A 22,050-nucleotide genomic window follows, 5' to 3' on the forward strand; every position below is an offset into this window, starting at 1 on the left:
TTGGATTTCGCGCTCCGTTACCAGTGACCGCTGACTGAATAGCTTGGCTGAGTTCACTAGGGCAGTCGCCAGTTCTACATGGATGACATCAGTGGGTTTTGACCAATGAGCATGCTCGTTCAAGCAATCCGTGTAAAAGCCCAGTTGCTTTAACTGATCCAAAATACTCGAATGATCCGAAGCATCATCGTAAATTGGACTTAAGTCATAGATGTGATTCGCGCCCTTTGCTACTAGGTCAGCAAAAATCCAGTGACAGTTCTTGCTCGTGTGGGACCGGTACCTCTTCCACTCAGACCTCAATGCCTTCTCATCTTCTGTTAAGACGATAGCTCTGAGGATGGAGACTTTTCCCGATTCCTCGATGGCAAGAGCGGCAAGGGATGCAGCGGTAGCAAAGCTTCCCGCGTCCAACAGGGTTTGGGCATCGGTCGCCAAACGGCGTGCGTTGGCGTTCGCCGCGTTGATTCCTTCTGCGACCTGAGCGCAATCCAAAATCCCTTTGTAAGACTCCATTTTCGTTGGCTTCATTGGTCTTCAATCATCCTTGTTTTTAGCGGTGAGTGTAGAATCCAAATTGGCGTTCCTATACTGCCTCAGCCCCGCAGGTGCGGGGCTTGGGCGTTGCTGATTTTTCCTACATCAAACCAGTTTTAAGCCTTCGTTCTTTCGTTCGGCATCCGAAGCGTTCATCTCACGCCTCGCTTCACCCATACGTACGTGCAGCTTTGTGGCTCCTTGGCTAGTGATAACCCCGCATATCTGGAGGGTGACGATTTGGCTTTCCAACATACCTTGGAAGCGGTGGTACATAGCATGGTCAGGGTCCAGCTTCAACCAATTAGCCAGGTTCCGCTCGAAGCGCTCTAGTTCACTTGCTCGCAAAGGGTGAGGCGGCTTCTTGCTTGCCATGGAGATTTTCCTAGGGTCTGTTCCCGTTTCACATTGGCAGCCACAGAAAAGCGCAGGCCATTGCTATGACGCTTTCATAGTTTCTCTTGAGTTTGTCGAACCGAGAAGCCGCCGCCCGGAAATGCTTCAACCGGGCAAAGGCGTTTTCTACGAGATGTCGATTGCGATATAACCCTTTGTCCAGATCTGCGTTCCCTTTCAGAGAATTGCGCTTTCGTGGAATCACCACTTTGCTGCCTTGCTGCTCGACCTGAGCGCGTATCGCTTCAGTGTCGTAGCCCTTGTCCGCAATGATCACTTCTGCATTGGGCATCTTGGCAATCAACGAGGCCGCCTGCGAACAATCATTGGTCTGGCCTCCGGTCACGTCAAATGCAATGGGCAGCCCACAAGCGTCTACAGCCAGGTGAATCTTGCTGGTGTTACCGGCTCGGCTTTTTCCGATGGCCTGGTCCTGCGTGCTGGCAGCACCTGCACTGTGCTGATGAGCCTTTACATAGCTGCCATCAATGAAAACCCACTCCATGTCAGGATCGGTCATCAGCACCTCAAGCACCTTGACCCACTTGCCTGAAGCAGACCAGGCATTGAACCGCTTGTAGACCTTGCTCCAGTTTCCAAACGCTTTCGGCAGGTCTCGCCAAGGGCAACCCACACGCATGCGGTACAGCATGCCTTCAACCGTGGTGCGCAAATCTCGCTTGTTGTAGATCGATTCGTGCAGCAAAATTTCTCGAAGCTTCGGCCAGTGCTCATCACTGAGCATTAATCGGGGCATTGCAGGCTCGTATTGGTGTTGTGTGAGAACTCCAACAATACGGGCCTGTTCTCATAGAGATCAATGGGTTACGTCGAAACGGGAACAGACCCTAGAGAGCAGCATGCCTTTATCAGTAACGATGCACCTGCAAGCCTTAGGAGTCGACACAACGCTCTTTATAGTCAAACGCAGCATACGTTTCATATGGCGGATATGCAGCATAGATATATGACAGGAGAGTCAGGAGTAAACCCGGGAATGCGGCCGCATCAAAATGTTAGTGAAATGCGTAGTGCTATAAGTGATTGGAATGATATGCGCGAAGCAATTCAGCATGCAATGGAGATTCACGCTGACATGCCTGAGTCTCCAGACCGTTATGCCGCAACTATGAACCCAAGCGGATCTATGCGAATGTCGACCCTGAGCCCTTACAGGAACTGGTAACAGCGTCAGGCCGTGCGTGACTTCATTCTAGTTTGCGTACGGCCTGTGTGATAGCTAAGCAATTTTAAGCTGAAAATACATCATATTTGTTAATAGTGTTTTGTTTGCTTTGCTGCAAGATTTTGCGTGCCTTAAGCTCTGTACGTTTGGTCGCCTGTTTGTAAGTGGACAGGCAACGCTAACTGTGCTGGTATGCTTCTGCAATTTCTTATGGATACTTGCAACCTCTGTGCTGGCCGTAAGCACAGTTGTTGATGTAATAAACCCCATGCAGTAAAAAATTGTGGGCCATAGTTTTCAGCGTGACGTCCAGCAAGTCCGGGAGTCACTTCTTTTTCTTTGGCATACGCAGTCTGATTCACGCAGACAATTTAGGGGCTGTCTAAATGCTCTGAATGAGTATGCTGTACTACCACATTTCCCTGTATAGCTTCGTTCTCATCCCGCTCTATTCGCTCCAATGCTACTTTTTTGCGTTTCATTGGAATGACCACGATCTGCATTAGGACACGTTGCTCTATTTAGGCAAGTCTAATTGTGCTTCGATCGGATACGTAAGTACGCCGTCCGCTAGTTCTAGCATGCAACAGTATTCCTCCTATCTCACTATCTTAGAGGCGTGCAATGGACCGATCGCTCACCCGCCACGTCCGACCGCTGTGGTTTACGTCAGTCCGTTGTCGAAAGTAAACTCCGAGCATGTTGAAAGCTTCCTGTGAGGACAGCAAGCCAGCTACTAACTGAGCTTGCGGAAAAAACCGTCCTACTAAGGCGGTTTTTTTTTGCCCCCCAGAAAGTCATGGACTGGTCAGGTAGGCCGGTTTCCGGCCACATCAGCGCCGATCAGAAAAAATCCGTCGCAACAAAAATCTGACCGAAAAAGCACTTATCCCCCTCCCGCCGACGGGCTTTACGTCCGTTTTTTGTGCAAACCCGGATGCGATGAAAGCAGCACTCCAGCCCAGGCCGGCTGTGGGGTCGCGCAGCGGAGCGGCAATTGCACAACGTGCAATGTTATGCAGAAAAATGTCATTGCTTGGCACAACGAGCTACAGGACTGCCCCGGAGGGGCAAATCCTTGAAGGCCCGGCCAGCCTGGGCCAAAAATTGGAAAACCGGGGAAAGGGGCAGTTTTCTAAATCGACACTAGTCCCAAAACTGTGCATCAGGGCCACGGTGGCTGGATTAGATCCGACCTCTACAGGGCAAGCGGGCCAGCGGCTGTAGCCGTATCAACAACGTTTCCCACGTTGCATTCGATTGCATATGTGCTGCGAAGGTGTGGCTGATCTGCGTTGCGAGCTATTCGGGCGAACTCAGCTTCTACCATCGGTATCAGCAACTGACTTAAGGCACTGTGCAGCGCCTCGGCTTGCTTCTGATCGAGTCGTTTAACGGTGCCAGTCACACCGCTCGCACAGCAAACCCTCTCTGGAGCGATGCGGAGCATGTCCAATACACCATCTATGTAACCGCGCAGATATTCGGCACGGTTGAACAGAACCAAGCTCGCGGGTCCCTCCTGGTAATCCCAATGGACCTCCCACTGGCCTCCCTTCTTGATCATCTCAATCTGCGAATTCCACGTCATCCGGACACTCAGCCCACCAACATCCGGACACTCGTTCCACGCTTATCCGGACAGGCAGTCGGAGCGCAGCGACGCAGGTTTGCATTGTTAGTCTGAAGCCCCTGCCGCCGTCAATTTCGTTGCGCGCCTGCGCATCGATTCACCCTTCAGTTCAATTCGATAAGCGTTATGCACCAGCCGGTCGAGGATCGCATCGCCCAAGGTCGGATCGCCGATCAACGCATGCCATTTGTCCACTGGCATTTGGCTGGTCACCAGCGTCGAGCGGTTGCCGTAGCGGTCGTCCAGCAGCTCAAGCATGTCGCGCCGTTGCGCGGCGGTAAACGGTGCCAGGCCCCAGTCGTCCAGGATCAGCAGGTCAGTCTTGGCGTAGCCGGCCATCAATTTGGCGAAGCGGCCATCGCCGTGGGCCAGGCCTAGTTCTTCCATCAAGCGCGGCAGACGCAGATAGCGCACGCTGTAACCGTCGCGGCAGGCTTTGTGAGCCAGCGCGCAGGCAAGCCAGGTTTTACCTACGCCCGTCGGCCCGCCGATGATCAGGTTCAGGCCATCGCGCAGCCATTGGCCGCTGCCCAGTTGCAGGATCAAGGCCTTATCCAGGCCACGCGGGCTGCGGTAGTCGATGTCTTCCAGGCAGGCGTTGTGGCGCAACCGCGCGGCTTTGAGGCGGGTGGTCAGGCGGGCGTCTTCGCGCTCGGTCAGCTCGCGATCGACCATCAGACCGAAGCGTTCGTCGAAGCTCAGATCATTGATATCAGGCGTTGCGTGTTGTTCGCCCAGCGACTTGATCATGCCGTGCAGGCGCAAGGTTTGTAGCTTGTCGAGCGTTGGATTCGGTAGCATTTCGAAGCTCCTTTCTCAGGTCAGTGGTAGTAGCCCGGGCCACGCAGGTTGATGTGCTCGTCAGGCAGCAGCGGCAGGTTTTGCTGGGCCAGCGGCAGGCGCTCCAGCCCTTGGCGCAGGATCGACTCGAGGCTTTTGTAGCTGCATGCGCCCAGTGCCAGCGCCCGCTGGCACGCGGCTTCCAGCCGCGCTTCGCCGTGCTGTTTGCTCAGGCGCAGGATGCCCAGGCAGGCGCGGAAGCCGTGTTGCGGATGGATTCGGCGTTCGAGGATGTAGGTGATGACGCCGGCGGTGTTAGGCCCGGTCTGCTCTGCCCAGCGGATCAGCCGTTGCGGTGTCCATTCGGCGTGCTCGCGGTGGCTCTTGGGCATGTGCTCGGTTTGGGTGGTGTGGCGGCCTTTGTGCTGCGAGCGAAGGTGGCTGGCCACGCGCTGGTTGGCGTGGAAGCACTCGACGGTCTGGGCCGTGAGCCGCACTTCGACTTGGTGCTTCACCAGCTGGTACGGCACCGAGTAAAAGTGGCCATCGACCTCAACGTGATAGTCGATATGGACGCGTACCTTTTTCCATTCGGCATAGACGTACGGGTGTTCCGGCAGGCCTTCCAGGGCCGGTTGGTCGATGGCCTCGAAGGCTGACCGGCGTGAGCCGGGCAGCTTTTTGAAGGGCTTGTGGTTGAGGCGATCCAGCAGTAGCGCGATGGCTGTGTTGAGTTCGCCAAGCGAGAAGAACTGGCGGTTGCGCAGCACCGCCAGGATCCAGCGTTCGACCACTTGCACGCCGACTTCGACCTTGGCTTTGTCCTTGGGCTTGCGCGAGCGAGCAGGCAAGACGGCGACGCCGTAATGCTCGGCCAGATCGCGGTAGCTGGGGTTGATATCCGGCTCGTAACGGTGCGCTTTAGTCACGCCACTGCGCAGATTATCGGGCACCAGGATCTGCGTTGTGCCGCCGAAAAAAGCAAAGCATCGGACGTGCGAGCCCAGCCAGTCGGGCAGTTTCTGCGACCAGGTGGCCTCGGCAAAGGTGTAGCTGGACGCGCCGAGAACGGCGACGAAGATCTGAGCCTGACGGATCTCGCCGGTTTGTCGGTCGATGACCGGCGCTGTTTGCCCGGCGTAATCGACGAACAGCTTTTCGCCAGCACGATGCTCCTGGCGCATGACCACGTCGACCTTGGCGGTCCAAAGGCGGTAGTGCTCGCAGAACCAGCTGTATTGGAAGCCTTGCGGGTGAGCGAGTCGATATTCCTGCCAGAGCAAGGCCAAAGTGACGCCGGGGCGGCGCAACTCCGCGTGTACCCATGCCCAGTCAGGCATTGGGCGCTGGTCGGTCGGCACTGGCACTGCCGGTGGAAACAGCCGTCGATTCAACTCCGCGTCAGAAATATCGATGGGCCACTGAAGCCCACTGGCGGCGAACCGGCAAGGGTAATCCCCTGCACTCGAATGGCCGATGGATAAGCTGGCGGCGATCTTGCGCACGGACAGGCCAGCGTCGAACTTTAGGCGTAGTACCTCTCGGATTTTATGCATGGATAAACGCTCCACGACGACCTCTTCGCTTCGAAAAAAGAGGTCGATAGTAGTGAATAGTCCTGCGTTGCTGCCTGCCTGAAAGTGTCCGGATGGCCGTGGAATCGGTGTCCAGATGCTTGTGGAATGAGTGTCCGGATAGTCGTGGAATCCGCACTCAATCTGTGGAATAGGGGCACGGGTACTGGGCTTCGGCACGGTGTTCTCCGGTCAGCGATATGAGGCGAGGGGAGTTTAGAGGGTGTTTTCGGATGGGCTACTGAAAACCTTTTTCAGGTATACCCCCTCCTCACGCGTAAGTGGCGTAAGTGAGCGAGAAAAAGCCCTGAAACCCCCGTATTCATTGGGGATCCTCACTTACAGTCGAGTCGTCAAAAAGTGTAAGTGAGAGAAGGCGTTGAAAAATGTCCTTTAAAATCAGTGGCTTACAGTCATGCTCACTTACACTCACAAACTGTCCTGCGCTTACGCCTTTCTGACAGTCCGCTTACGGTTAGATTTTCATGCTAAGGCATTGATATATAAGGATTTTAGAGAGATTAAAAATCTCACTTACACTTCTGACGCACTTTTTAGGTATGCACCGGAAAATTTTTTCCCGTGTGTAGGGTGTGTGGCAGACATGTGTGCACACATCCTCGTGAGGCTCAATTTATGAGGCTATCACTCCCCGTAACCGATCGAGTTCAGGATGCCCGCTGGCCCTGGTGCGTACCGTTCTGGACGGCTTATTACGTGCGTTGTTACGTGCGGGACAAAAAACAAGGGCCTGCATCGCTGCAAGCCCTTGATTTATATGGTGCCGGCACCAGGAGTCGAACCCGGGACCTACTGATTACAAGTCAGTTGCTCTACCAACTGAGCTATACCGGCGTAATGGGCTGCGAGTATATAGCTTCTGATGCGCTTGTAAAGCCTAGCTGTCTGATTCAGTTGAAAAAAATCGACCATTGGCGCTTTGGGTGGGATGCGGACGGGTGATGGTGCAGGACGTTTCCGTTGGTTTTGATGGATTGGTCTGTTTGATGTGTGTGAGCAATGCGATTTTGAACGCTGATTTCGCCTTTGACGCATATAGCTTGTGCCTGACAAAGCAATGGATTTTTAACCTGGTCGCGCAAACCAATGCGCCCAGCGTTGATGGCGATTTGGCGTATGAACAGGCACCCATCCGACCCCACCATTTTGGGGCTGTTGCAGGGCGGGAGGGCTTTGCATAGGCTTGTTCTCAACGGCCCGGGCTACTGAGTCAGCAGCATGGGACGTTAGCTTTTCAGCCAGCAGATAAAGGACTATCTGATGAGTAATGCGATGGATCGTAACCGGGTTTGGGGTTTTTTTGCCGCAGGCTGGTCATTCGCTGAGGAGTTGTTGAAGGATATTTGTAGTTGCGTCTGGCCTGTCGGGTCTTGCGCAAGGTGGGGCTGAGGATTGCTGTCTGAATCGCATGAATGTGCGTCTGGACGCTCACGAAGGCTTCATTGATGTTTCAAGAAATGCCCGGATCCTCTGGATTCGGGCATTTTCTTGTGGGCTGGTTCTTGTTGCGTTGCATTTGCACTGGAGATATGGGCTTTTTGGCCGATACATCTGTATCAAAAATGGCAGTTAGCCATGGACAGCAAGTGCAATGCAGAGAACGCCCACGCATTACGAGCTGCTGAGTGTTGCTCGCGATGCCTCTCCTGAGCAGATCAAGAAGGCTTATCGCAAGCTGGCGCAGAAGCTGCACCCGGACAGGAATTCCGACCCTTATGCCTCGGACATGATGGGCGTGGTCAACGCGTCTCATGATGTGCTGGCGGACCCTTCGCGGCGTGCGGCTTATGATGCGCAGCTTGCTGCAGATGAGCACAAGGCTCGTATGGACGCGTTGCGGCGCAAGCAGGCGCGTGCGGCGGGTGGGCAGGCGGTGCATGTATACGCCGCAAACTCTGCGACTGCCACTGCAACGCCCTCTCGGGCCGCTCGGACGGGCCCGGCGCCCAAGGCTTCTCCTTCCTCTTCATCGCCTTCCAGTGACAAGCGGCGCCGCAGTGCGTGGCGTTGGGCGCTGGTGTTTGTGGTGTTTTGCGCAGCCGGGGCGTGGATGGGTTATGACCCGGGTGCTGGCAAGGCGTTTGTGCCAGCCGAGCCGGTGCCGGTGGCGCAGACGTGGGTCAAGCCAGCGCCCGCCGCGCCGGTTGAAGAGCCTGTGGCCAGCCCGGCCAAGCCGGTTGATGCGGTGACGTCGGAGTGTGAGGTGCCGGCGCTGGATCCGATGGGCGCGCCTTGGCCGGAAAAGGCGGGTTACGTGAAAGATATGCCGTTGCTCAAGGACAACGGCTGGTCGCAGATCACGGTGGATAACTCGGCGGGCGAGTCGGCGGTGTATGCCAAGGTCACGGATGCGGTGGGGCGCAGGGCGTTTCGGCATGCGTTTGTGCCGGCCGGTGCGGTGTTTACGTTCGCCAAGATGGACCCGGGGCTGTATCTGCTCAAGTACAAGATGATGAGCACGGGCTGTGCCTTTGCGTCGGGTCGGATCTTGCTGGAAGAGACGCCGATGGGCAGTCAGATCAAGTCCAGTGCGTACAAGCTGACGTTGCGCAAGTTGCAGAACCGTAGCGTGCCGTTTGCGCGGTTGAAGGATGATCAGTTTTAGCGGTTGGGCTGTGACGTGAGTACCGCGTCGTCTGTTAAGTCTTCGCGGACAAGTCCGCTCCTACGGGCTTCGGCAATTGTGTGCAGAGATCATCTTTTGCAACGCTTTCAGGCCGGTTTTTGCAGGCTTGGTCTCTTTCTTTTGAAGGACATTTCCGAGAGAATCCCCGACCGCTTGCGCCTCTCGATGTGTGCTTCTAATCTCCGCCCGTCGCTGCATATCAGCGATCGGGTTTAGTCGCCCGGATTTGAGTTAAGGCGTATCGCGTCGCTGTTTTGGTCAGGTCTTCTTCCTGCACTTTATGGCGGCTGTGCGCGAGGGCACCTTCGGGTGCGCCGGTCTTAGCTCCCGGTCGACTAACCTTCGCACAGCTGCCACCTCACTCGTTTAGTCGCGACCCCAGTGGCAGTTCCATTGAGGAGAGAGCTAAGCATGGTCAAAATAACCCCCGACCCACCCAAACAGTCCAGCACCGCGCCAATCTTCGACAAGGCGGTCGTCAAGCGCGCCATGGCGTGTTACCTGCCAATCCCCCGCACTGACAAAGAACCCCACGACAGCAAGTTCGACTTCATCAGCCTGGAAGCAACCTTGGTGCATGCGCTGGATTTCCTGCGCTGTGCATCGGCCACTGCCCACGAACTGGGCGATGAATTGTCCGGTGCGCAACGCGACCTGGCGTTTGCCTCCATGCACATGCTGGAAATGGCCAAAGTCATGGTCGAGCGCTCGCTGGAGTGTGTCGAAGAGGTCTGAAACCTCGCACTAAACAAGTCGTGCACAGGCACTTGCGTGTGCACGATTGAGCCAGATAAAAGGCTTGTTCCAGAGCCTTTACCAAATCTTTATGCACAATTGCTTGATAAAAAAATACGCGCGTTACCAGATGTGCGCACATTGGCCTGATGCGCCGCAAGGCATTGTTTTTGCGGGGTACGGAAAGGATTGCGGGAAAAAATAAGGGGCTTTAGTAACTGGCGCGCCAAGCTTTAACGCACTCATCCACATTTTCATCAACAGACTTATCCACAGGTTGCTCAATCGATTTAGGTCACGATTTTCGGGCCAGAATCAGCAGGTTGCGTGGTGTAATCCGGCTGTCACAGAAAGTGCCAACGCTGACGCTGTAGCCCTGCTCGTGGACATACATTGCCCTGTCGAGCACCAGCCACATCTCCAGCGGACGCCGAAACAGGTCGCGGACCAGTTCCAGGTTGCGCACTTCGGCCAGTCTCTTCCAGCCAGCGGCTTCCAGAGAAGCCCAGTCCTGCTGGCCCGGTGCTGGCAGATTCTTCAGTCGCGCCAGATGATTGCAGTAGTCCGCGTAGGACGCATCCAGCCAGGATGTCGGCAGCGAAGGCGTGGGCAAGTAATCGTCAATGCCGCACAAGCTGCGCTGCAGCAGGTCGAAGCCCAGACGGCGGGCCATCGAGGTGTCGCGTTGACGACGCACGCGAGCGCCAGCCGTCACGGTTTCGCTGAGTGGCAGGCCGAGTTCGTCTCGCGACAGCTTTAAACCCGATGCCTTGCCGTCGCTGGACAGCGGTCGATACAGGTCGTGCCGGGTGCGGTTGTAGCAGCATGGCGCGATTGCCATGTGCCGACAGCCGGTCTGTCTTGCCAGCTCCATCAGCTGAATGTGCAGGTCGCCGCAGGCATGCAGCGCCACAGGCGTGTGCTCGGGTTGCAGGCAGCGCCAGGCGTCGTCGGCCATTACATCCTGCTGCACATGCCTGGCGTCGATGCCTTGCCGCGTACTCAGTGCCAGGCCTGCTTCGATCAGCGCCGGGTCGTGCTCCAGGCAGGTCAGACGCTGACCGCGCCCGGTCAGGCGCCGCCCCAGGTGGCCTTTGCCTGCGCACCAGTCCAGCCAGTGAGTGGTGGTATCACGCATGTCCAGATGGCTGGCGAAGGCTTCGATCTGTTGCCATTTGCGCCCCGGCACGTCGACACTCATGCGCGCATCGACTGGCTCCAGAGGATGTGAAGGCAGTTCAGCGACGTGGCTCAGGGCGACGGCTTCGGCGGCCAGTTGCGGGAACGGAAACGGCGCGTCGAGTTGTTCCGGGTGGTTATGCGCGGCCTCGGCCTGTTCCAGCGTGCGTTGCCGCAGCCAGTTTGCGAGGTCCGGGTATTTGTCTTCCCACGGCAGACGCAGGTGCGTGAACGGCTTGGGCCGCCACAAGGCCTGATGCGCGAACAGAAAGCTGTCCAGCGCACGAAAGTGGCTGCCGAGGTGTTCATCCTGCAAGCAAGGTTCAGTGGGCATAGTGGCGGCCTCGCGGGGCAAGGTGCTGACTGGGTCGACGCCAGCACCCTTCATATCAGCGCCCCTGACTGGCGTCTACACGCAATAGCTTTTCCAGCAGGCGGAAGCCTTGTACCAGCACGAACGTCATCACGAGGTAGAACATACCGGCGGCGAAGAAAATTTCTACCGGCAAGTAAGTGCGGGCGATGATCGTGCGGGCCATGCCGGTCAACTCCAGCAGGGTTACGGTGCTTGCCAGTGCGCTGGCCTTGAGCATCAGGATGACTTCGTTGCTGTAGGCAGGCAGGCCGATACGTGCCGCGCGGGGCAGGACGATGTAGAACAATGCTTTCCATTTCGACATGCCCAGCGCCCGCGCAGCCTCGACTTCACCGACCGGCACGGCCTGAATGGCGCCACGCAGGATTTCTGCGATGTAGGCGGCGGTGTGCAGGGTCATGGTGACAACCGCACACCAGAAAGGGTCACGCAGGTATGGCCACAGCGGCCCCTGACGCACCACGTCGAACTGTGCCAGGCCGTAATAGACCAGAAACAGTTGCACCAGCAGCGGTGTGCCGCGGAAGAAAAAGATGTAGGCGTAGGGCAGGGCGCGCACCGGCCAGTGACGCGATGCACGGGCGATGCCCATCGGGATGGCGAGGATCAGCCCGGCGATGACGGCAATCGCCACCAGCTCAAGGGTCAGGGTCGCGCCCTGTGCCAGGCGTGGCAGCCACTTGATGATGACTTCCCAGTTCATGACGCGCTCCTCAGAAAGCCGCGACTGGCACGCTTCTCAAGGAAGTACATGCCGGCCATGGCCAGCACGGTCAGGCCCAGGTACATGAAGGCCGCGACCATGTAGAAGGTGAACGCTTGCTTGGTGAAGCCCACGGCGATCTGCGCGTGGCGCATGATTTCTTCCAGGCCTATCACCGAGACCAGCGCGGTGTCTTTCATCAGAATCATGAACAGATTGCCCAGGCCGGGCAGGGCGATGCGCCACATCTGCGGCAGGACCAGTTTGAAGAGGATGCGCGAGCGTGACATCCCCAGCGCCAGCCCGGCTTCACGATGACCTTTGGGGATGGCCAGAATCGCGCCGCGAAACACTTCGGTCGCGTAGGCACCAAAGCAAATGCCCAGGGCGATGACCCCGGCAGAGAAAGCGCTCAGGGCCAGGTCAGGAATGTCGAACAGTTTGCCCAGAGCGCGCATGCCGTTGACGGTGCCGAAGTAAATCAGCAACACCCAAAGCAGTTCGGGAATGCCGCGTACCAGGGTCGAGTAGGTACTGCCCAGCCATTGCAGAGGCTTGTAGGGCGAGGTCTTGGCCAAGGCGCCGAGCAGTCCGAGTATCAGCCCCAGGCACAGGGCCGAGAGTGCAAGCTGGACCGTCATCAGCGCGCCAGCCGCAAGGGCCGGGCCGAATCCGTGGAGATCAATGTTCATGGGCAGGCTTTGTCAGGGCCGGTCGCCGCGCTTCGACAGGAAGCGGCGGCGACGCGGTCAGGTGAATCAGAGGATGCTGAAAGGGAAATACTTGTCGTTGATCTTCTTGTAGGTGCCATCAGCGATGATTTCTTTCAGGGCCGCGTTCAAGCGCTCGCGCAGGGCATCATCACCCTTGCGCACGGCGATGCCGATCTTGTCGTCTTCAACGACAGGCTCGCCCTTGAACTCGAAGTTCTGACCCGCTTCGCTTTTCAGCCACTCGAAGCTGACGTATTTGTCGGCCAGCATGGCGTCGACGCGACCGGAGGACAGGTCGAGGAAGGCGTTTTCCTGAGTGTCATAGAGCTTGGCGTCCATGATCCCGAGCTTGTCTTCCAGCCAGGTGGCGGCCAGTGTCGATCGCTGTGCACCCACTGACTTGCCGGCAAGGCTTTCTTTGGCTTTTTCAGTGCTCGATACGTCGATCGAGGAAGTTTTCGGCGCGATGAATTGCAGCTTGTTCGAGTAATACGGGTTGGTGAAATCGACCACCTGCTTGCGCTCTTCGGTGATCGACAGCGACGAGATCAGGAAGTCGAACTTGTTGGCCATTAACGCCGGGATGATGCCGTCCCAGTCTGACGTCACCGCTTCGCATTCGACCTTCATCCTGGCGCACAGGGCCTGGCCGATTTCATAGTCAAAGCCCACCACCTGGCCACTCGCGTCCTTGTTGTTGAACGGCGGGTAGGCACCTTCGATGCCCATTTTCATTGTTTCAGCAAAGGCACTGCCGCTGAAGGCAAGGGTGGCCGCTGCGATCAGCAAGATCTTTTTGTACGACTGCATGGGTGTTGCTCCGTTAGCGGTGACTCGACATGAATTGTTTGCACCTTGCCGACAGCGGGTTTTCGAATACTTGCTGCGGTGTGCCCTGTTCTTCGACCATTCCCTGATGCAAAAACACCACTTCAGTTGATACCTGACGTGCAAAATTCATTTCGTGGGTCACCAGCAGCATGGTCCGGCCTTCTTCAGCCAGTGCGCGGATGACGCCGAGTACTTCCTGAACCATCTCCGGGTCGAGGGCCGATGTCGGCTCGTCGAACAGAATGACCTTCGGCTGCATGGCCAGCGTACGCGCGATGGCGGCGCGCTGCTGTTGCCCGCCGGAGAGCTGCGCAGGGTAGGCATGGCGTTTGTCGGCGATACCCACCTTGGCCAGCAGCTCTTCAGCCACCTCGATGGCTTCGGCCTTGCTCTGGCCCAGAACGCGACGCGGGGCCTCGATGATGTTATCGAGCACGCTCATGTGCGGCCACAGGTTGAAGTTCTGAAATACGAAACCGATCTGGCTGCGCAAGCGGTTGATCTGCCGGTTATCGGTGGCAATCAGGTCGCCGTTGCGCGCTGCCTTGAGCTTCAATTCTTCGCCGGCCACCAGAATCTGGCCCTGATGCGGGTTTTCCAGCAGGTTGATGCAGCGCAGCAACGTGGACTTGCCGGAACCGGAGGAGCCGAGGATCGATATGACGTCGCCGTCGCGAGCGGTCAGCGAGATGCCTTTGAGCACCTCAAGCTGATCGTAGCGCTTGTGCAGGTTGCGGATTTCCAGGGCGGGCGTGGCCTCGGCCATGTGGGGTCCTCATTGAAGTGTGCGCGCTGGCTGCCAGCGAACGCCAAGCTAGCACAGCGTTTAAAGGACAACCATCGACGTATTGTGTCGAGCGTGGAGGCGCTCGACGGGTTGTCTCATCCGGGCAGCGGACGGTCGCATGAAGGCAAGTACCATGCCCTGCAAAACAGGGGCGTGCGCGAAAAAGGCGCGATGTTGCCAGCTTTGGCCTGGTGTTGGAAGTAGCATTTGCTGAGTGGTGGTCTGATTTCTGCACCATGTTTGCGCTTTGAGGAAGGTTTGGGGCATTTTTGGTGCGTGCATGTAGATGAATCTGAGGCGTTTGGTAACAAATCCTACAGACTGCGTATAAAAGCCATCGTCTTGCATGCCTCACGGGCTAAGCCACAGGCCTCGTATTCTCTAAGCGACGTCGTTTTCGAAATATTTTGGCGCAATTCTTGCGTCAATAATAAAGAACGGCACCGTAGCTTTCTTTTTACGTAACGCTTCGGTGTGCCTCGCTCGTCTTGCACAGGTGGTTTTATGAGCAGTACCGCTAACTCTTCCGAGCTCGAACAAGGGCTGAAACCGCGACACATTACGATGCTGTCGATTGCCGGCGTTATTGGTGCCGGTCTGTTCGTCGGCTCCGGCCATGCGATTGCCGAGGCAGGCCCTGCCGTGCTGCTGGCCTACGCCGCTGCGGGTACGCTGGTGGTGCTGGTGATGCGCATGCTGGCCGAAATGGCCGTTGCCTCGCCAGACACCGGTTCGTTCTCAACCTATGCCGACCGCGCTATCGGGCACTGGGCCGGCTTTACCATCGGCTGGTTGTACTGGTGGTTCTGGGTGCTGGTGATCCCGCTGGAGGCCAATGCCGCCGCGACCATTTTGCATGCCTGGTTCCCGAACATCGCGATCTGGATGTTCACGCTGGTCATCACATTGCTGCTGACCGCGACCAACCTGTTCAGTGTGAAGAATTACGGCGAATTCGAGTTCTGGTTTGCGCTGATCAAGGTTGTGGCGATCATCGCGTTCGTGGTGCTGGGTGTTGCGGCAATTTTTGGCCTGCTGCCCACCAGTAACGTCAGTGGCGTGAGCCATCTGTTTGATACCGGTGGCTTCCTGCCAAACGACATGGGCGCGGTGCTGGCGGCGATGTTGACCACCATGTTCTCGTTTATGGGCACCGAAATTGTGACCATCGCTGCGGCGGAGTCCAAGAACCCTGGCAAGCAGATCACCAAGGCCACCAACTCGGTGATCTGGCGGATCTTCCTGTTCTATCTGGTTTCGATCTTCATCGTTGTGTCGCTGGTGCCGTGGAACGATCCGCGCCTGGCCGAGGTAGGTTCGTATCAGACCGTGCTCGATGCGATGGGTATTCCGAACGCCAAGCTGATTGTCGATCTGGTGGTATTGGTTGCTGTGACCAGCTGCCTGAACTCGGCCCTGTATACCGCTTCGCGCATGCTGTTCTCGCTGGGCAAGCGCGGCGATGCACCTGCCGTGTCGAAGCGCACCAGCAAGGGCGGTACGCCTCACTGGGCAGTGATCATGTCGACCGCGGCAGCTTTCCTGACCGTGTTCGCCAACTACATCGCGCCTGCGGCCGTATTCGATTTCCTGCTCGCCAGCTCCGGTGCCATCGCACTGCTGGTGTACCTGGTGATCGCGGTGTCGCAGTTGCGTATGCGCCAGAAGCGCATCGCTGCGGGCGAGGCCATCGACTTCAAGATGTGGCTGTTCCCATGGCTGACCTGGGCTGTGATCGCGTTCATCGTCGCGGTGCTGACCATCATGCTGCTGCAGGAAGAGCATCGCCTCGAAATCATCGCCACCGGCGTACTCAGCCTGTTGGTGATCGGCGCTGGCCTGATCGTATCGCGTCGCCGCAAGGCCGGCCGCGTGGGCGCTGCTGCGCTGGGTTGATTGGCCGCTGACTATCGTGCTGACGCTCTGCGTCGGCACGATCTCGATCAGCGTGCGGCCTTGGTGTCTCGCTTCATCAGCAGATCGGATGCCAGGGTGTAATCCTTTTGGAAGGCAGGGCTTTCGATCCATTCGATCGCCGTGTCTTCGTCTTCATCGTGGTACATGGCGCGGTACACGATCAGCAGGCCCATCATGAAGTCTGTGGCAGGGTCTTCGTCCTCTTCGGAAACGACCAGTGCCAGCACCGGGTACTGCAGGAAAACGACGCACAGCGCCAGTTGGCTGATGGCTTCAGCGGCTTTCATGGCCACGAAGAGATCATCATAGTCGGCCGGGTCGAAGCCGTTCTCTACAATGTCTTTGAAGTCGAACGTGCTTAGATCAAGTTCGACGTCATCAAACGGCAGATTGACCAGCGCAGAGGCAAACACCGGGTGGACGAGGCTGGTTGTGCCCTTGCCCGAGCGGTTCTGCTTGGCCTTGATTTTTGCGCGCTTGGCACGTTTTTGCTGCTTGTGTGGCGAGGCCATGAGCGGTCCTTTGGCTGGCGTGAAATGCGATGGCCGCTATTGAAGCGCAGACGGGCTGGATAACCAAGGCTTGGCCGTAATCTCTGGACAATAAAAAACCCGCAGGACGCGGGTTTTGATGTGCTGGGTGTTACACGATCGTCATCGCTTGCCCGGCTTTGCAAACGCTTCGGCTTCATCCATGCGCGTGGCGAACATGTTCACGGCTTCGACCGCATCGCTTGCGCCGTCGCGGATCTGCACGATGACCTGTCCGGCCTGATCGGCCAGTGTCACACCTCGAATGGCACCTTCCTGCGTGGCATCCATGCTCGCCACGGCTTCACGTGTTTCGGCGAGAATCTTGCCGATCATTTCGGCAATCTCGGTGGTAGAGCCGCTGGTACGTCCGGCCAGTTGCCGGACTTCGTCTGCCACCACGGCAAACCCACGACCCTGATCACCCGCCCGTGCCGCTTCGATGGCAGCGTTGAGCGCCAGCAGGTTGGTCTGGTCGGCGATGCCGCGGATGGTGTTGACGATGGCGGTGATCTGCTCGGAGCGATCGCCCAGTTGGCTCACCAGCTTCGCCGACGCGCCGATGTTTTCGGCAATCTGGCGCATTTCCCGAGCGGTTTCCTGAATGACCAGGGTTCCCTGTTCGGCCACTTTCTCGGTTTCTGCCGAGATATGGTAAGCACGCGACGCACCATGCGCATCGGCTTCCTGCTTTTCGACACGCTGGGTAATGTCACTGGCAAACTTGACGATCTTGTAGAGCTTGCCGTCGACATCAAAAACCGGGTTATACGTTGCTTCCAGCCAGACAACCCGGCCATGTTTGCCGAGGCGTTTGAACTGATCGCCAATGAACTCGCCCTGATTCAACTTGCGCCAGAATTCGGTATATTCCGGGCTGTTGGTCAGTGCCGGTTCGCAGAACGATCTGTGGTGTTTACCTTTGATCTCGTTCAGTGCGTAACCCATGACGTTCAGGAAGTTACTGTTGGCGGTTATCACATTGCCATTGGGCTCGAATTCGCAAACAGCCATGGCCCGGTCTACTGCTGCCAGCTTGCTGTTGGTCTCGTTTTCGAGCATTACGCGTTTAGTGACGTCCAGAGCATATTTGACCACCTTGAAGACTTTGCCCTGCGTATCGGTCACCGGGTTGTAGCTTGCCTCCAGCCAGACGCTACTGCCATTCTTGTCGATGCGCTTGAAGGTGCCGGAGATGAACTTGCCAGCCTTCAGAGACGCCCACAGGTCCGCGTATTCACGGCTGCGGAGCATCTCCGGCTCGCAAAAGTCGCGGTGCGTCTTGCTGGCCAGCTCATCGGCCCGGTAGCCCATCGTTGCAATGAAGTTATCGTTGGCACGAAGGATCTTGCCGTCGAGACCCAGCTCGACCACCGCCATTGATTTTTCCAGTGCGCTTGTCAGTCCTTTGAGTCCATCTACCTCGGCCTTCATGGCTGTCAGTTCAGCTTTGTTCTTGTTTCCGAACATAACCTGCCCCTTGGTGTGTTTGTGGACTTGCTGTGATTAGAGTATCGGCTCGAAAAGCTGCGACATGAACGGGTCATCGCAACAATCGACTGGATAAATGAAGAGATTTTCTGGCGTCAAAAAAGTGCAGTTTTTTGTCAAAAAGAAATACGCTGACTATAGGTACGCAGATATCTGGAAAAGCGCTCTGCCCGTCAAATTCAGGACAAAGAAAAGCCCGCGATGGGGGCGCGGGCTTAAGGATTCACACTTGGGAGCAGCTCTACAATGACGCGGCCGCTGTGAAAACTTTGTGAAGAGTATTCACTGTATTCACTTTTTTTCCGGCTGGATGGTGTTGGTCACTTCGGACGTCGGCACGAAGGTCTTCGATTCTTCGGCAGCCGCTTCCTTGGACGCAGCTTTGTCCTTGGCCGCTTCGGTGTTCTCTTTGGCAGCCTCGTTCACTTTGTCCTGGGCAGACTCCATCTTCTCCTGGGATTTCTCCTGATGAGCCTGAGCGTTCTGTGCTTTCTGTTCGGATTTGCTGTCGCAGGCAGCCAGACCCAGAGTGGCGGCGATGATGAGGGCGGAGGCAGTAAACTTGAGCACGTAATTTTCCTTGTGGAAGCAAATGTATGGCTTCGATGGTGGGGAGGGAAAATTAGTTCAACGGGATGGGGGTGGCAGGGCTCTGGATGGCTGGTCTTGATTTGCTCGAAGCACTGGGCTTCCGCGCTGCGTAACGCATGTGTGAGCATGCCTCTTCCAGGCGAAGGCCTCTCGCAGTCGATAAACGATTTTGGAGTTCAAGTATGGAGACCGTACGGATGACCGATCAAAAGGGCGCTTTAATAAGCGCGCAGACTGAAGTGGGCACGTACACCAGCGACAGCGAGACTGTCAGAAATTTTGTGTTCGGGCATAACATGTAGCTAGAGGTGCATGTATGCCGACCAAAAAGAAGTCCGCCAATGCAACAGCGAGGGAGTTGCCCTCGATTCCCCAAGAGCTGATCGAGCAGTTTGTTAAAGGCCCGATGAGCGCCGAAGCCATTCAAGACGCGTCCATGGCGTTCAAGAAGGCTCTGATCGAGCGTGCGCTAGGCGCCGAGCTGGGTCACCACCTTGGTTGCCCTCAGGGCGCGGAGCGCCCTGAGGAGTCGACCAATCAGCGTAATGGCAAAAGCAGCAAGACGGTTCTGACCGACGACGGGCCGCTTCGCCTGGATATCCCCAGAGACCGCGATGGTAGCTTCGCCCCGATCCTGATTCCCAAGCACGAACGCCGTTTTACAGGCTTCGACGACAAGATAATTGCCATGTACGCCCGGGGCATGACGGTGCGTGAGATCCGCGCTTTTCTGTCTGAGCAGTATGGAACTGACGTGTCCCATGACTTCATCAGCTCAGTCACCGATGCGGTCATGGAAGAGGTGAGCGCTTGGCAGCAACGACCCTTGGAACCGATGTATCCGGTGATCTTCTTCGATGCGTTACGGGTCAAAATCCGGGACGAGGGGTTAGTGTGCAACAAGGCTATTTATCTGGCGCTGGGGGTATTACCTGATGGCACGCGCGACATTGTGGGTATATGGATCGAGAGCACCGAGGGTGCCAAGTTTTGGATGAAGGTGTTCAACGACCTCAAGACTCGTGGCGTTGAAGATGTTCTGATCGCCGTCACGGATGGCCTCAAAGGAATACCGGAGGCGTTGGGGGCGGTTTTTCCTGCCACGACGCTGCAAACCTGCATCGTGCATCTGATCCGCAACAGCTTGGACTATGCCGCTTGGGATAAACGTCGGGCACTGGCCAAAGCACTCAAGCCGATCTACCAGGCGATCAATGCAGATGTGGCTGAGCAAGAGCTTAACGCCTTTGAAGCGGGCCCCTGGGGCAAGCAGTATCCGACTGTGGTTGCTGCATGGCGTCGCGCCTGGGATCGGGTTATACCGTTTTTTGTTTTCCCGGCGGGCATCCGCAAAGTGGTTTACACGACCAATGCCATCGAGAGCATCAATGCCCAGTTACGCAAGATCATCAAGACTCGAGGGCACTTCCCGACCGATGAGGCCGCGACGAAACTGATATGGCTTGGGTTGCGCAACATCACCGCCAACTGGGGTCATGCGGCACACGACTGAAAAGTGGCAATGAATCAATTTGCGATCCTGTACGGAGACCGATTTACCAGACCGAGCTGGTAAAACAAGGGCCTGCCTGACGGCAGGCCCTAACCAGCCCGAACACAAAAAAACTGATACTCCCGCGACAGCCAACATATTCGCGACTTGATTCGTCGCGAACAGGCCCGGAGCGCAGACATCGAAGCCACCCGGCTTGCGCTGATGAAGGCGAGTCCAGCGGGGCGCCTCGTCCATTCAGCGTAGATGAATTCAAACGGAGAATGTTGAAGGCGAATGGCTGAGTATCGTTTCGCCCAGACAACAAAAAGCCCGCACGAGGCGGGCTTCTTGTGTGTTTTCAGGTGTGCTTGGCATCACCTGAAAACGGAAGGTGGTGCCCAGAGACGGAATCGAACCGCCGACACGGGGATTTTCAATCCCCTGCTCTACCGACTGAGCTATCTGGGCAACGGGGCGCATTAGACGTGTTTTTCAGGAGGTCGTCAAGCGTGTTTTTTAAAAAATTTGAATTATTACCGACGCTTACGACCTTCACTGCGTGAAACGCTTTATTTTTCGGGGGGAACGTAGCCTTCGGCCTGGGCGTATTCTTCGCCCGAGAGAAACTTGTCCATCTCGGTCTGGAGGAATTTCCGGTCTTCGGCGTTCATCATATTCAGGCGGCGCTCGTTGATCAGCAGGGTCTGGTGTTTCTGCCAGTCGGCCCAGGCTTTTTGCGAGACGTGGTTGAAGATGTCTTCGCCCTTGGCTCCCGGATAAGGGGCGCGTTCCAGGCCGGGTAGTTCTTCTTTGTACTTGCGGCACATTACGGTGCGGGTCATGACGACTCTCCTGCGTTCAATACGTCGGCTGCGCGTTTGAGCAGCTTTTTCACCGGGGCAGCAAGGCCCAGGCGTGGCGGGGTGGCGAGGTTATACCAGAGCCAGTCGGCCTCGGCCACGTGATCGGCGGACTCCTGGACCTTGACCAGCCAGGGTTCGATGCTCAACTGGAAGTGGCTGAAAGTGTGGATCAGCCCCGGCAGTTCATGGTGCTCGCCCAATTGCAGTGCATGTTGCGTGGCCAGGTGCTGCAGGTCATCGAAGTCATCCAGTTCCGGAAGGCTCCACAGGCCGCCCCACAAGCCGCTGGAAGGGCGACGATAAAGCAGAATCGCGCCGTCTTCGTTGGCGAGCATCGGCATGAGCGTGCGTTTCTGCGGCACGGTCTTGCGTGGTTTGGGGATGGGGTAGCGGGTTTCCAGGCCGAGCATGTGCGCCTCGCAACTGCGTTCCAGCGGGCAGAGCAGGCAGCTGGGTTTGCTGCGGGTACAGAGCGTGGCACCGAGGTCCATCATGGCCTGGGTATAGTTGTTGACCCGGCTGTGCGGTGTGAAGCGTTCGGCTGTAGCCCACAGCTGTTTGGCCACCTTGGGTTCGCCCGGGTAGCCCTCTTGCGCGGTAAAGCGCGCCAGCACGCGTTTGACGTTGCCGTCGAGGATCGGCGCGCGAAGACCCATACTCAGGCTGGCGATTGCGCCTGCGGTGGATAGACCGATACCGGGCAGCAGGATGAGTTTTTCGACGTCACGGGGAAACTCGCCATCGTGATCGGCAACCACGATTTTTGCGGTCTTCTGCAAGTTGCGGGCGCGGGTGTAGTAGCCCAGCCCGGTCCATAGGTGCAGCACTTCGTCTTCCGGTGCCTCAGCCAGCGCCTGGACGGTCGGCAGGGCCTCCATGAAGCGGTCGAAGTAATTCAGAACGGTGCTGACCTGGGTCTGCTGCAGCATGATTTCCGATACCCAGACCCGATACGGCGTGATGTCTTGTTGCCAGGGCAGGTCATGTCGGCCATGACGGTCGTACCAGTCCAGCACGGCGCTGGAGAATTGTTCGGGTTGCATGGCCTGAAGGGCTCTCGTCGTCGGGATATGAGTCGGGATAGGA

Annotated in this window: 20 protein-coding genes, 2 tRNA genes and 3 pseudogenes; 7 read left to right on the plus strand and 18 right to left on the minus strand. The window is 57.1% G+C overall.

Annotation, left to right across the window (positions count from 1 at the left end; all coding sequences use genetic code 11):
* Positions 1-48: 48 nt before the first annotated feature.
* The 3 genes and pseudogenes from AC4ANK_RS01230 to AC4ANK_RS01240 form a co-directional block, all read right to left on the minus strand.
* Positions 49-531 (minus strand): annotated as a pseudogene (locus tag AC4ANK_RS01230) (AbiV family abortive infection protein); the annotation flags it as partial.
* Between the two features lie 111 nt (positions 532-642).
* Entirely contained in the window at positions 643-912 is a 270-nt protein-coding gene (locus tag AC4ANK_RS01235; protein ID WP_031598389.1) for a hypothetical protein, read from the minus strand.
* A gap of 28 nt (positions 913-940) precedes the next feature.
* Positions 941-1,690: an IS5 family transposase gene (locus AC4ANK_RS01240; protein ID WP_460382697.1), complete on the minus strand. Its 750-nt coding sequence runs from the start codon at positions 1,688-1,690 to the stop codon at positions 941-943.
* A gap of 63 nt (positions 1,691-1,753) precedes the next feature.
* Here AC4ANK_RS01240 and AC4ANK_RS01245 point away from each other — a divergent pair, with 63 nt between their 5' ends.
* Positions 1,754-2,119 carry a hypothetical protein gene (locus tag AC4ANK_RS01245; protein ID WP_460383987.1) on the plus strand — a complete coding sequence of 122 codons (366 nt, stop codon included), beginning with the start codon at positions 1,754-1,756 and terminating at the stop codon, positions 2,117-2,119.
* Positions 2,120-3,317: 1,198 nt separating this feature from the next.
* Here AC4ANK_RS01245 and AC4ANK_RS01250 read toward each other — a convergent pair.
* The 4 genes from AC4ANK_RS01250 to AC4ANK_RS01265 form a co-directional block, all read right to left on the minus strand.
* A complete protein-coding gene (locus tag AC4ANK_RS01250) occupies positions 3,318-3,710 on the minus strand; it encodes a hypothetical protein (protein WP_031599052.1) in 393 nt (130 codons plus the stop codon).
* 87 nt (positions 3,711-3,797) lie between these two features.
* Entirely contained in the window at positions 3,798-4,553 is a 756-nt protein-coding gene (istB, locus tag AC4ANK_RS01255; RefSeq protein WP_002552598.1) for an IS21-like element ISPsy14 family helper ATPase IstB, read from the minus strand.
* 20 nt (positions 4,554-4,573) lie between these two features.
* Positions 4,574-6,088 carry an IS21 family transposase gene (istA, locus tag AC4ANK_RS01260; protein ID WP_460383989.1) on the minus strand — a complete coding sequence of 505 codons (1,515 nt, stop codon included), beginning with the start codon at positions 6,086-6,088 and terminating at the stop codon, positions 4,574-4,576.
* 797 nt (positions 6,089-6,885) lie between these two features.
* Positions 6,886-6,961 (minus strand) — tRNA-Thr (locus tag AC4ANK_RS01265).
* A 107-nt stretch (positions 6,962-7,068) separates the two neighbouring features.
* Here AC4ANK_RS01265 and AC4ANK_RS01270 point away from each other — a divergent pair.
* From AC4ANK_RS01270 to AC4ANK_RS01280, 3 genes are all read left to right on the plus strand, one after another.
* A complete protein-coding gene (locus AC4ANK_RS01270) occupies positions 7,069-7,308 on the plus strand; it encodes a hypothetical protein (protein WP_080718878.1) in 240 nt (79 codons plus the stop codon).
* A gap of 410 nt (positions 7,309-7,718) precedes the next feature.
* Entirely contained in the window at positions 7,719-8,732 is a 1,014-nt protein-coding gene (locus AC4ANK_RS01275) for a J domain-containing protein (protein WP_002555788.1), read from the plus strand.
* Positions 8,733-9,164: 432 nt separating this feature from the next.
* Positions 9,165-9,488, plus strand: coding sequence for a DUF6124 family protein (locus tag AC4ANK_RS01280; protein WP_002555787.1), 324 nt, complete (start codon positions 9,165-9,167; stop codon positions 9,486-9,488).
* Between the two features lie 295 nt (positions 9,489-9,783).
* Here AC4ANK_RS01280 and AC4ANK_RS01285 read toward each other — a convergent pair whose 3' ends face one another.
* The 5 genes from AC4ANK_RS01285 to AC4ANK_RS01305 all read right to left on the minus strand — a co-directional run bounded on the left by AC4ANK_RS01285 (position 9,784) and on the right by AC4ANK_RS01305 (position 14,056).
* Positions 9,784-11,055, minus strand: coding sequence for a methyltransferase (locus AC4ANK_RS01285; RefSeq protein ID WP_460383992.1), 1,272 nt, complete (start codon positions 11,053-11,055; stop codon positions 9,784-9,786).
* Between the two features lies 1 nt (position 11,056).
* Positions 11,057-11,746: an ABC transporter permease gene (locus AC4ANK_RS01290; RefSeq protein ID WP_002555785.1), complete on the minus strand. Its 690-nt coding sequence runs from the start codon at positions 11,744-11,746 to the stop codon at positions 11,057-11,059.
* The gene (locus tag AC4ANK_RS01295; protein WP_005730198.1) at positions 11,743-12,438 is read right to left on the minus strand and encodes an ABC transporter permease; all 696 of its coding nucleotides are present in this window, start codon (positions 12,436-12,438) and stop codon (positions 11,743-11,745) included. The genes AC4ANK_RS01290 and AC4ANK_RS01295 overlap by 4 nt, the downstream gene beginning before the upstream one ends.
* A 66-nt stretch (positions 12,439-12,504) precedes the next feature.
* On the minus strand, positions 12,505-13,269 hold the full coding sequence (locus AC4ANK_RS01300) for an ABC transporter substrate-binding protein (protein WP_002555783.1): 765 nt from the start codon (positions 13,267-13,269) through the stop codon (positions 12,505-12,507).
* A 13-nt stretch (positions 13,270-13,282) separates the two neighbouring features.
* On the minus strand, positions 13,283-14,056 hold the full coding sequence (locus AC4ANK_RS01305; RefSeq protein ID WP_002555782.1) for an ABC transporter ATP-binding protein: 774 nt from the start codon (positions 14,054-14,056) through the stop codon (positions 13,283-13,285).
* A 525-nt stretch (positions 14,057-14,581) separates the two neighbouring features.
* On the opposite strand from AC4ANK_RS01305, the gene gabP reads away from it, so the two are divergent.
* Entirely contained in the window at positions 14,582-15,973 is a 1,392-nt protein-coding gene (gene gabP, locus AC4ANK_RS01310; RefSeq protein WP_460383996.1) for a GABA permease, read from the plus strand.
* A gap of 47 nt (positions 15,974-16,020) precedes the next feature.
* On the opposite strand, the gene AC4ANK_RS01315 is transcribed toward gabP, so the two are convergent.
* From AC4ANK_RS01315 to AC4ANK_RS01325, 3 genes are all read right to left on the minus strand, one after another.
* Positions 16,021-16,506, minus strand: a complete 486-nt coding sequence (locus AC4ANK_RS01315; protein WP_002555780.1) for a hypothetical protein — start codon at positions 16,504-16,506, stop codon at positions 16,021-16,023.
* 141 nt (positions 16,507-16,647) lie between these two features.
* Complete coding sequence (locus AC4ANK_RS01320) at positions 16,648-17,994, minus strand: methyl-accepting chemotaxis protein (RefSeq protein ID WP_002555779.1); 1,347 nt, start codon at positions 17,992-17,994, stop codon at positions 16,648-16,650.
* A gap of 312 nt (positions 17,995-18,306) precedes the next feature.
* A complete protein-coding gene (locus AC4ANK_RS01325; protein WP_002555778.1) occupies positions 18,307-18,585 on the minus strand; it encodes a hypothetical protein in 279 nt (92 codons plus the stop codon).
* A 337-nt stretch (positions 18,586-18,922) separates the two neighbouring features.
* On the opposite strand from AC4ANK_RS01325, the pseudogene AC4ANK_RS01330 reads away from it, so the two are divergent.
* Both AC4ANK_RS01330 and AC4ANK_RS01335 read left to right on the plus strand, forming a co-directional pair.
* A pseudogene (locus tag AC4ANK_RS01330) lies at positions 18,923-20,116 on the plus strand (IS256-like element ISPsy17 family transposase); the annotation flags it as partial.
* Between the two features lie 120 nt (positions 20,117-20,236).
* A pseudogene (locus tag AC4ANK_RS01335) lies at positions 20,237-20,403 on the plus strand (ribbon-helix-helix domain-containing protein); the annotation flags it as partial.
* A 90-nt stretch (positions 20,404-20,493) separates the two neighbouring features.
* Here the strand turns inward: AC4ANK_RS01335 and AC4ANK_RS01340 are convergent.
* The 3 genes from AC4ANK_RS01340 to mutY form a co-directional block, all read right to left on the minus strand.
* Positions 20,494-20,569: transfer RNA gene (locus AC4ANK_RS01340), tRNA-Phe, on the minus strand.
* Between the two features lie 101 nt (positions 20,570-20,670).
* Positions 20,671-20,943 (minus strand): oxidative damage protection protein, encoded by a 273-nt coding sequence (locus AC4ANK_RS01345; RefSeq protein WP_002555777.1) that lies wholly within the window; start codon positions 20,941-20,943, stop codon positions 20,671-20,673.
* Positions 20,940-22,007, minus strand: coding sequence for an A/G-specific adenine glycosylase (gene mutY, locus AC4ANK_RS01350; RefSeq protein WP_002555776.1), 1,068 nt, complete (start codon positions 22,005-22,007; stop codon positions 20,940-20,942). Before mutY ends, AC4ANK_RS01345 begins: the two co-directional genes overlap by 4 nt.
* Positions 22,008-22,050 lie beyond the last annotated feature (43 nt).

The sequence above is a fragment of the Pseudomonas sp. Pmew2 genome (assembly GCF_058129885.1).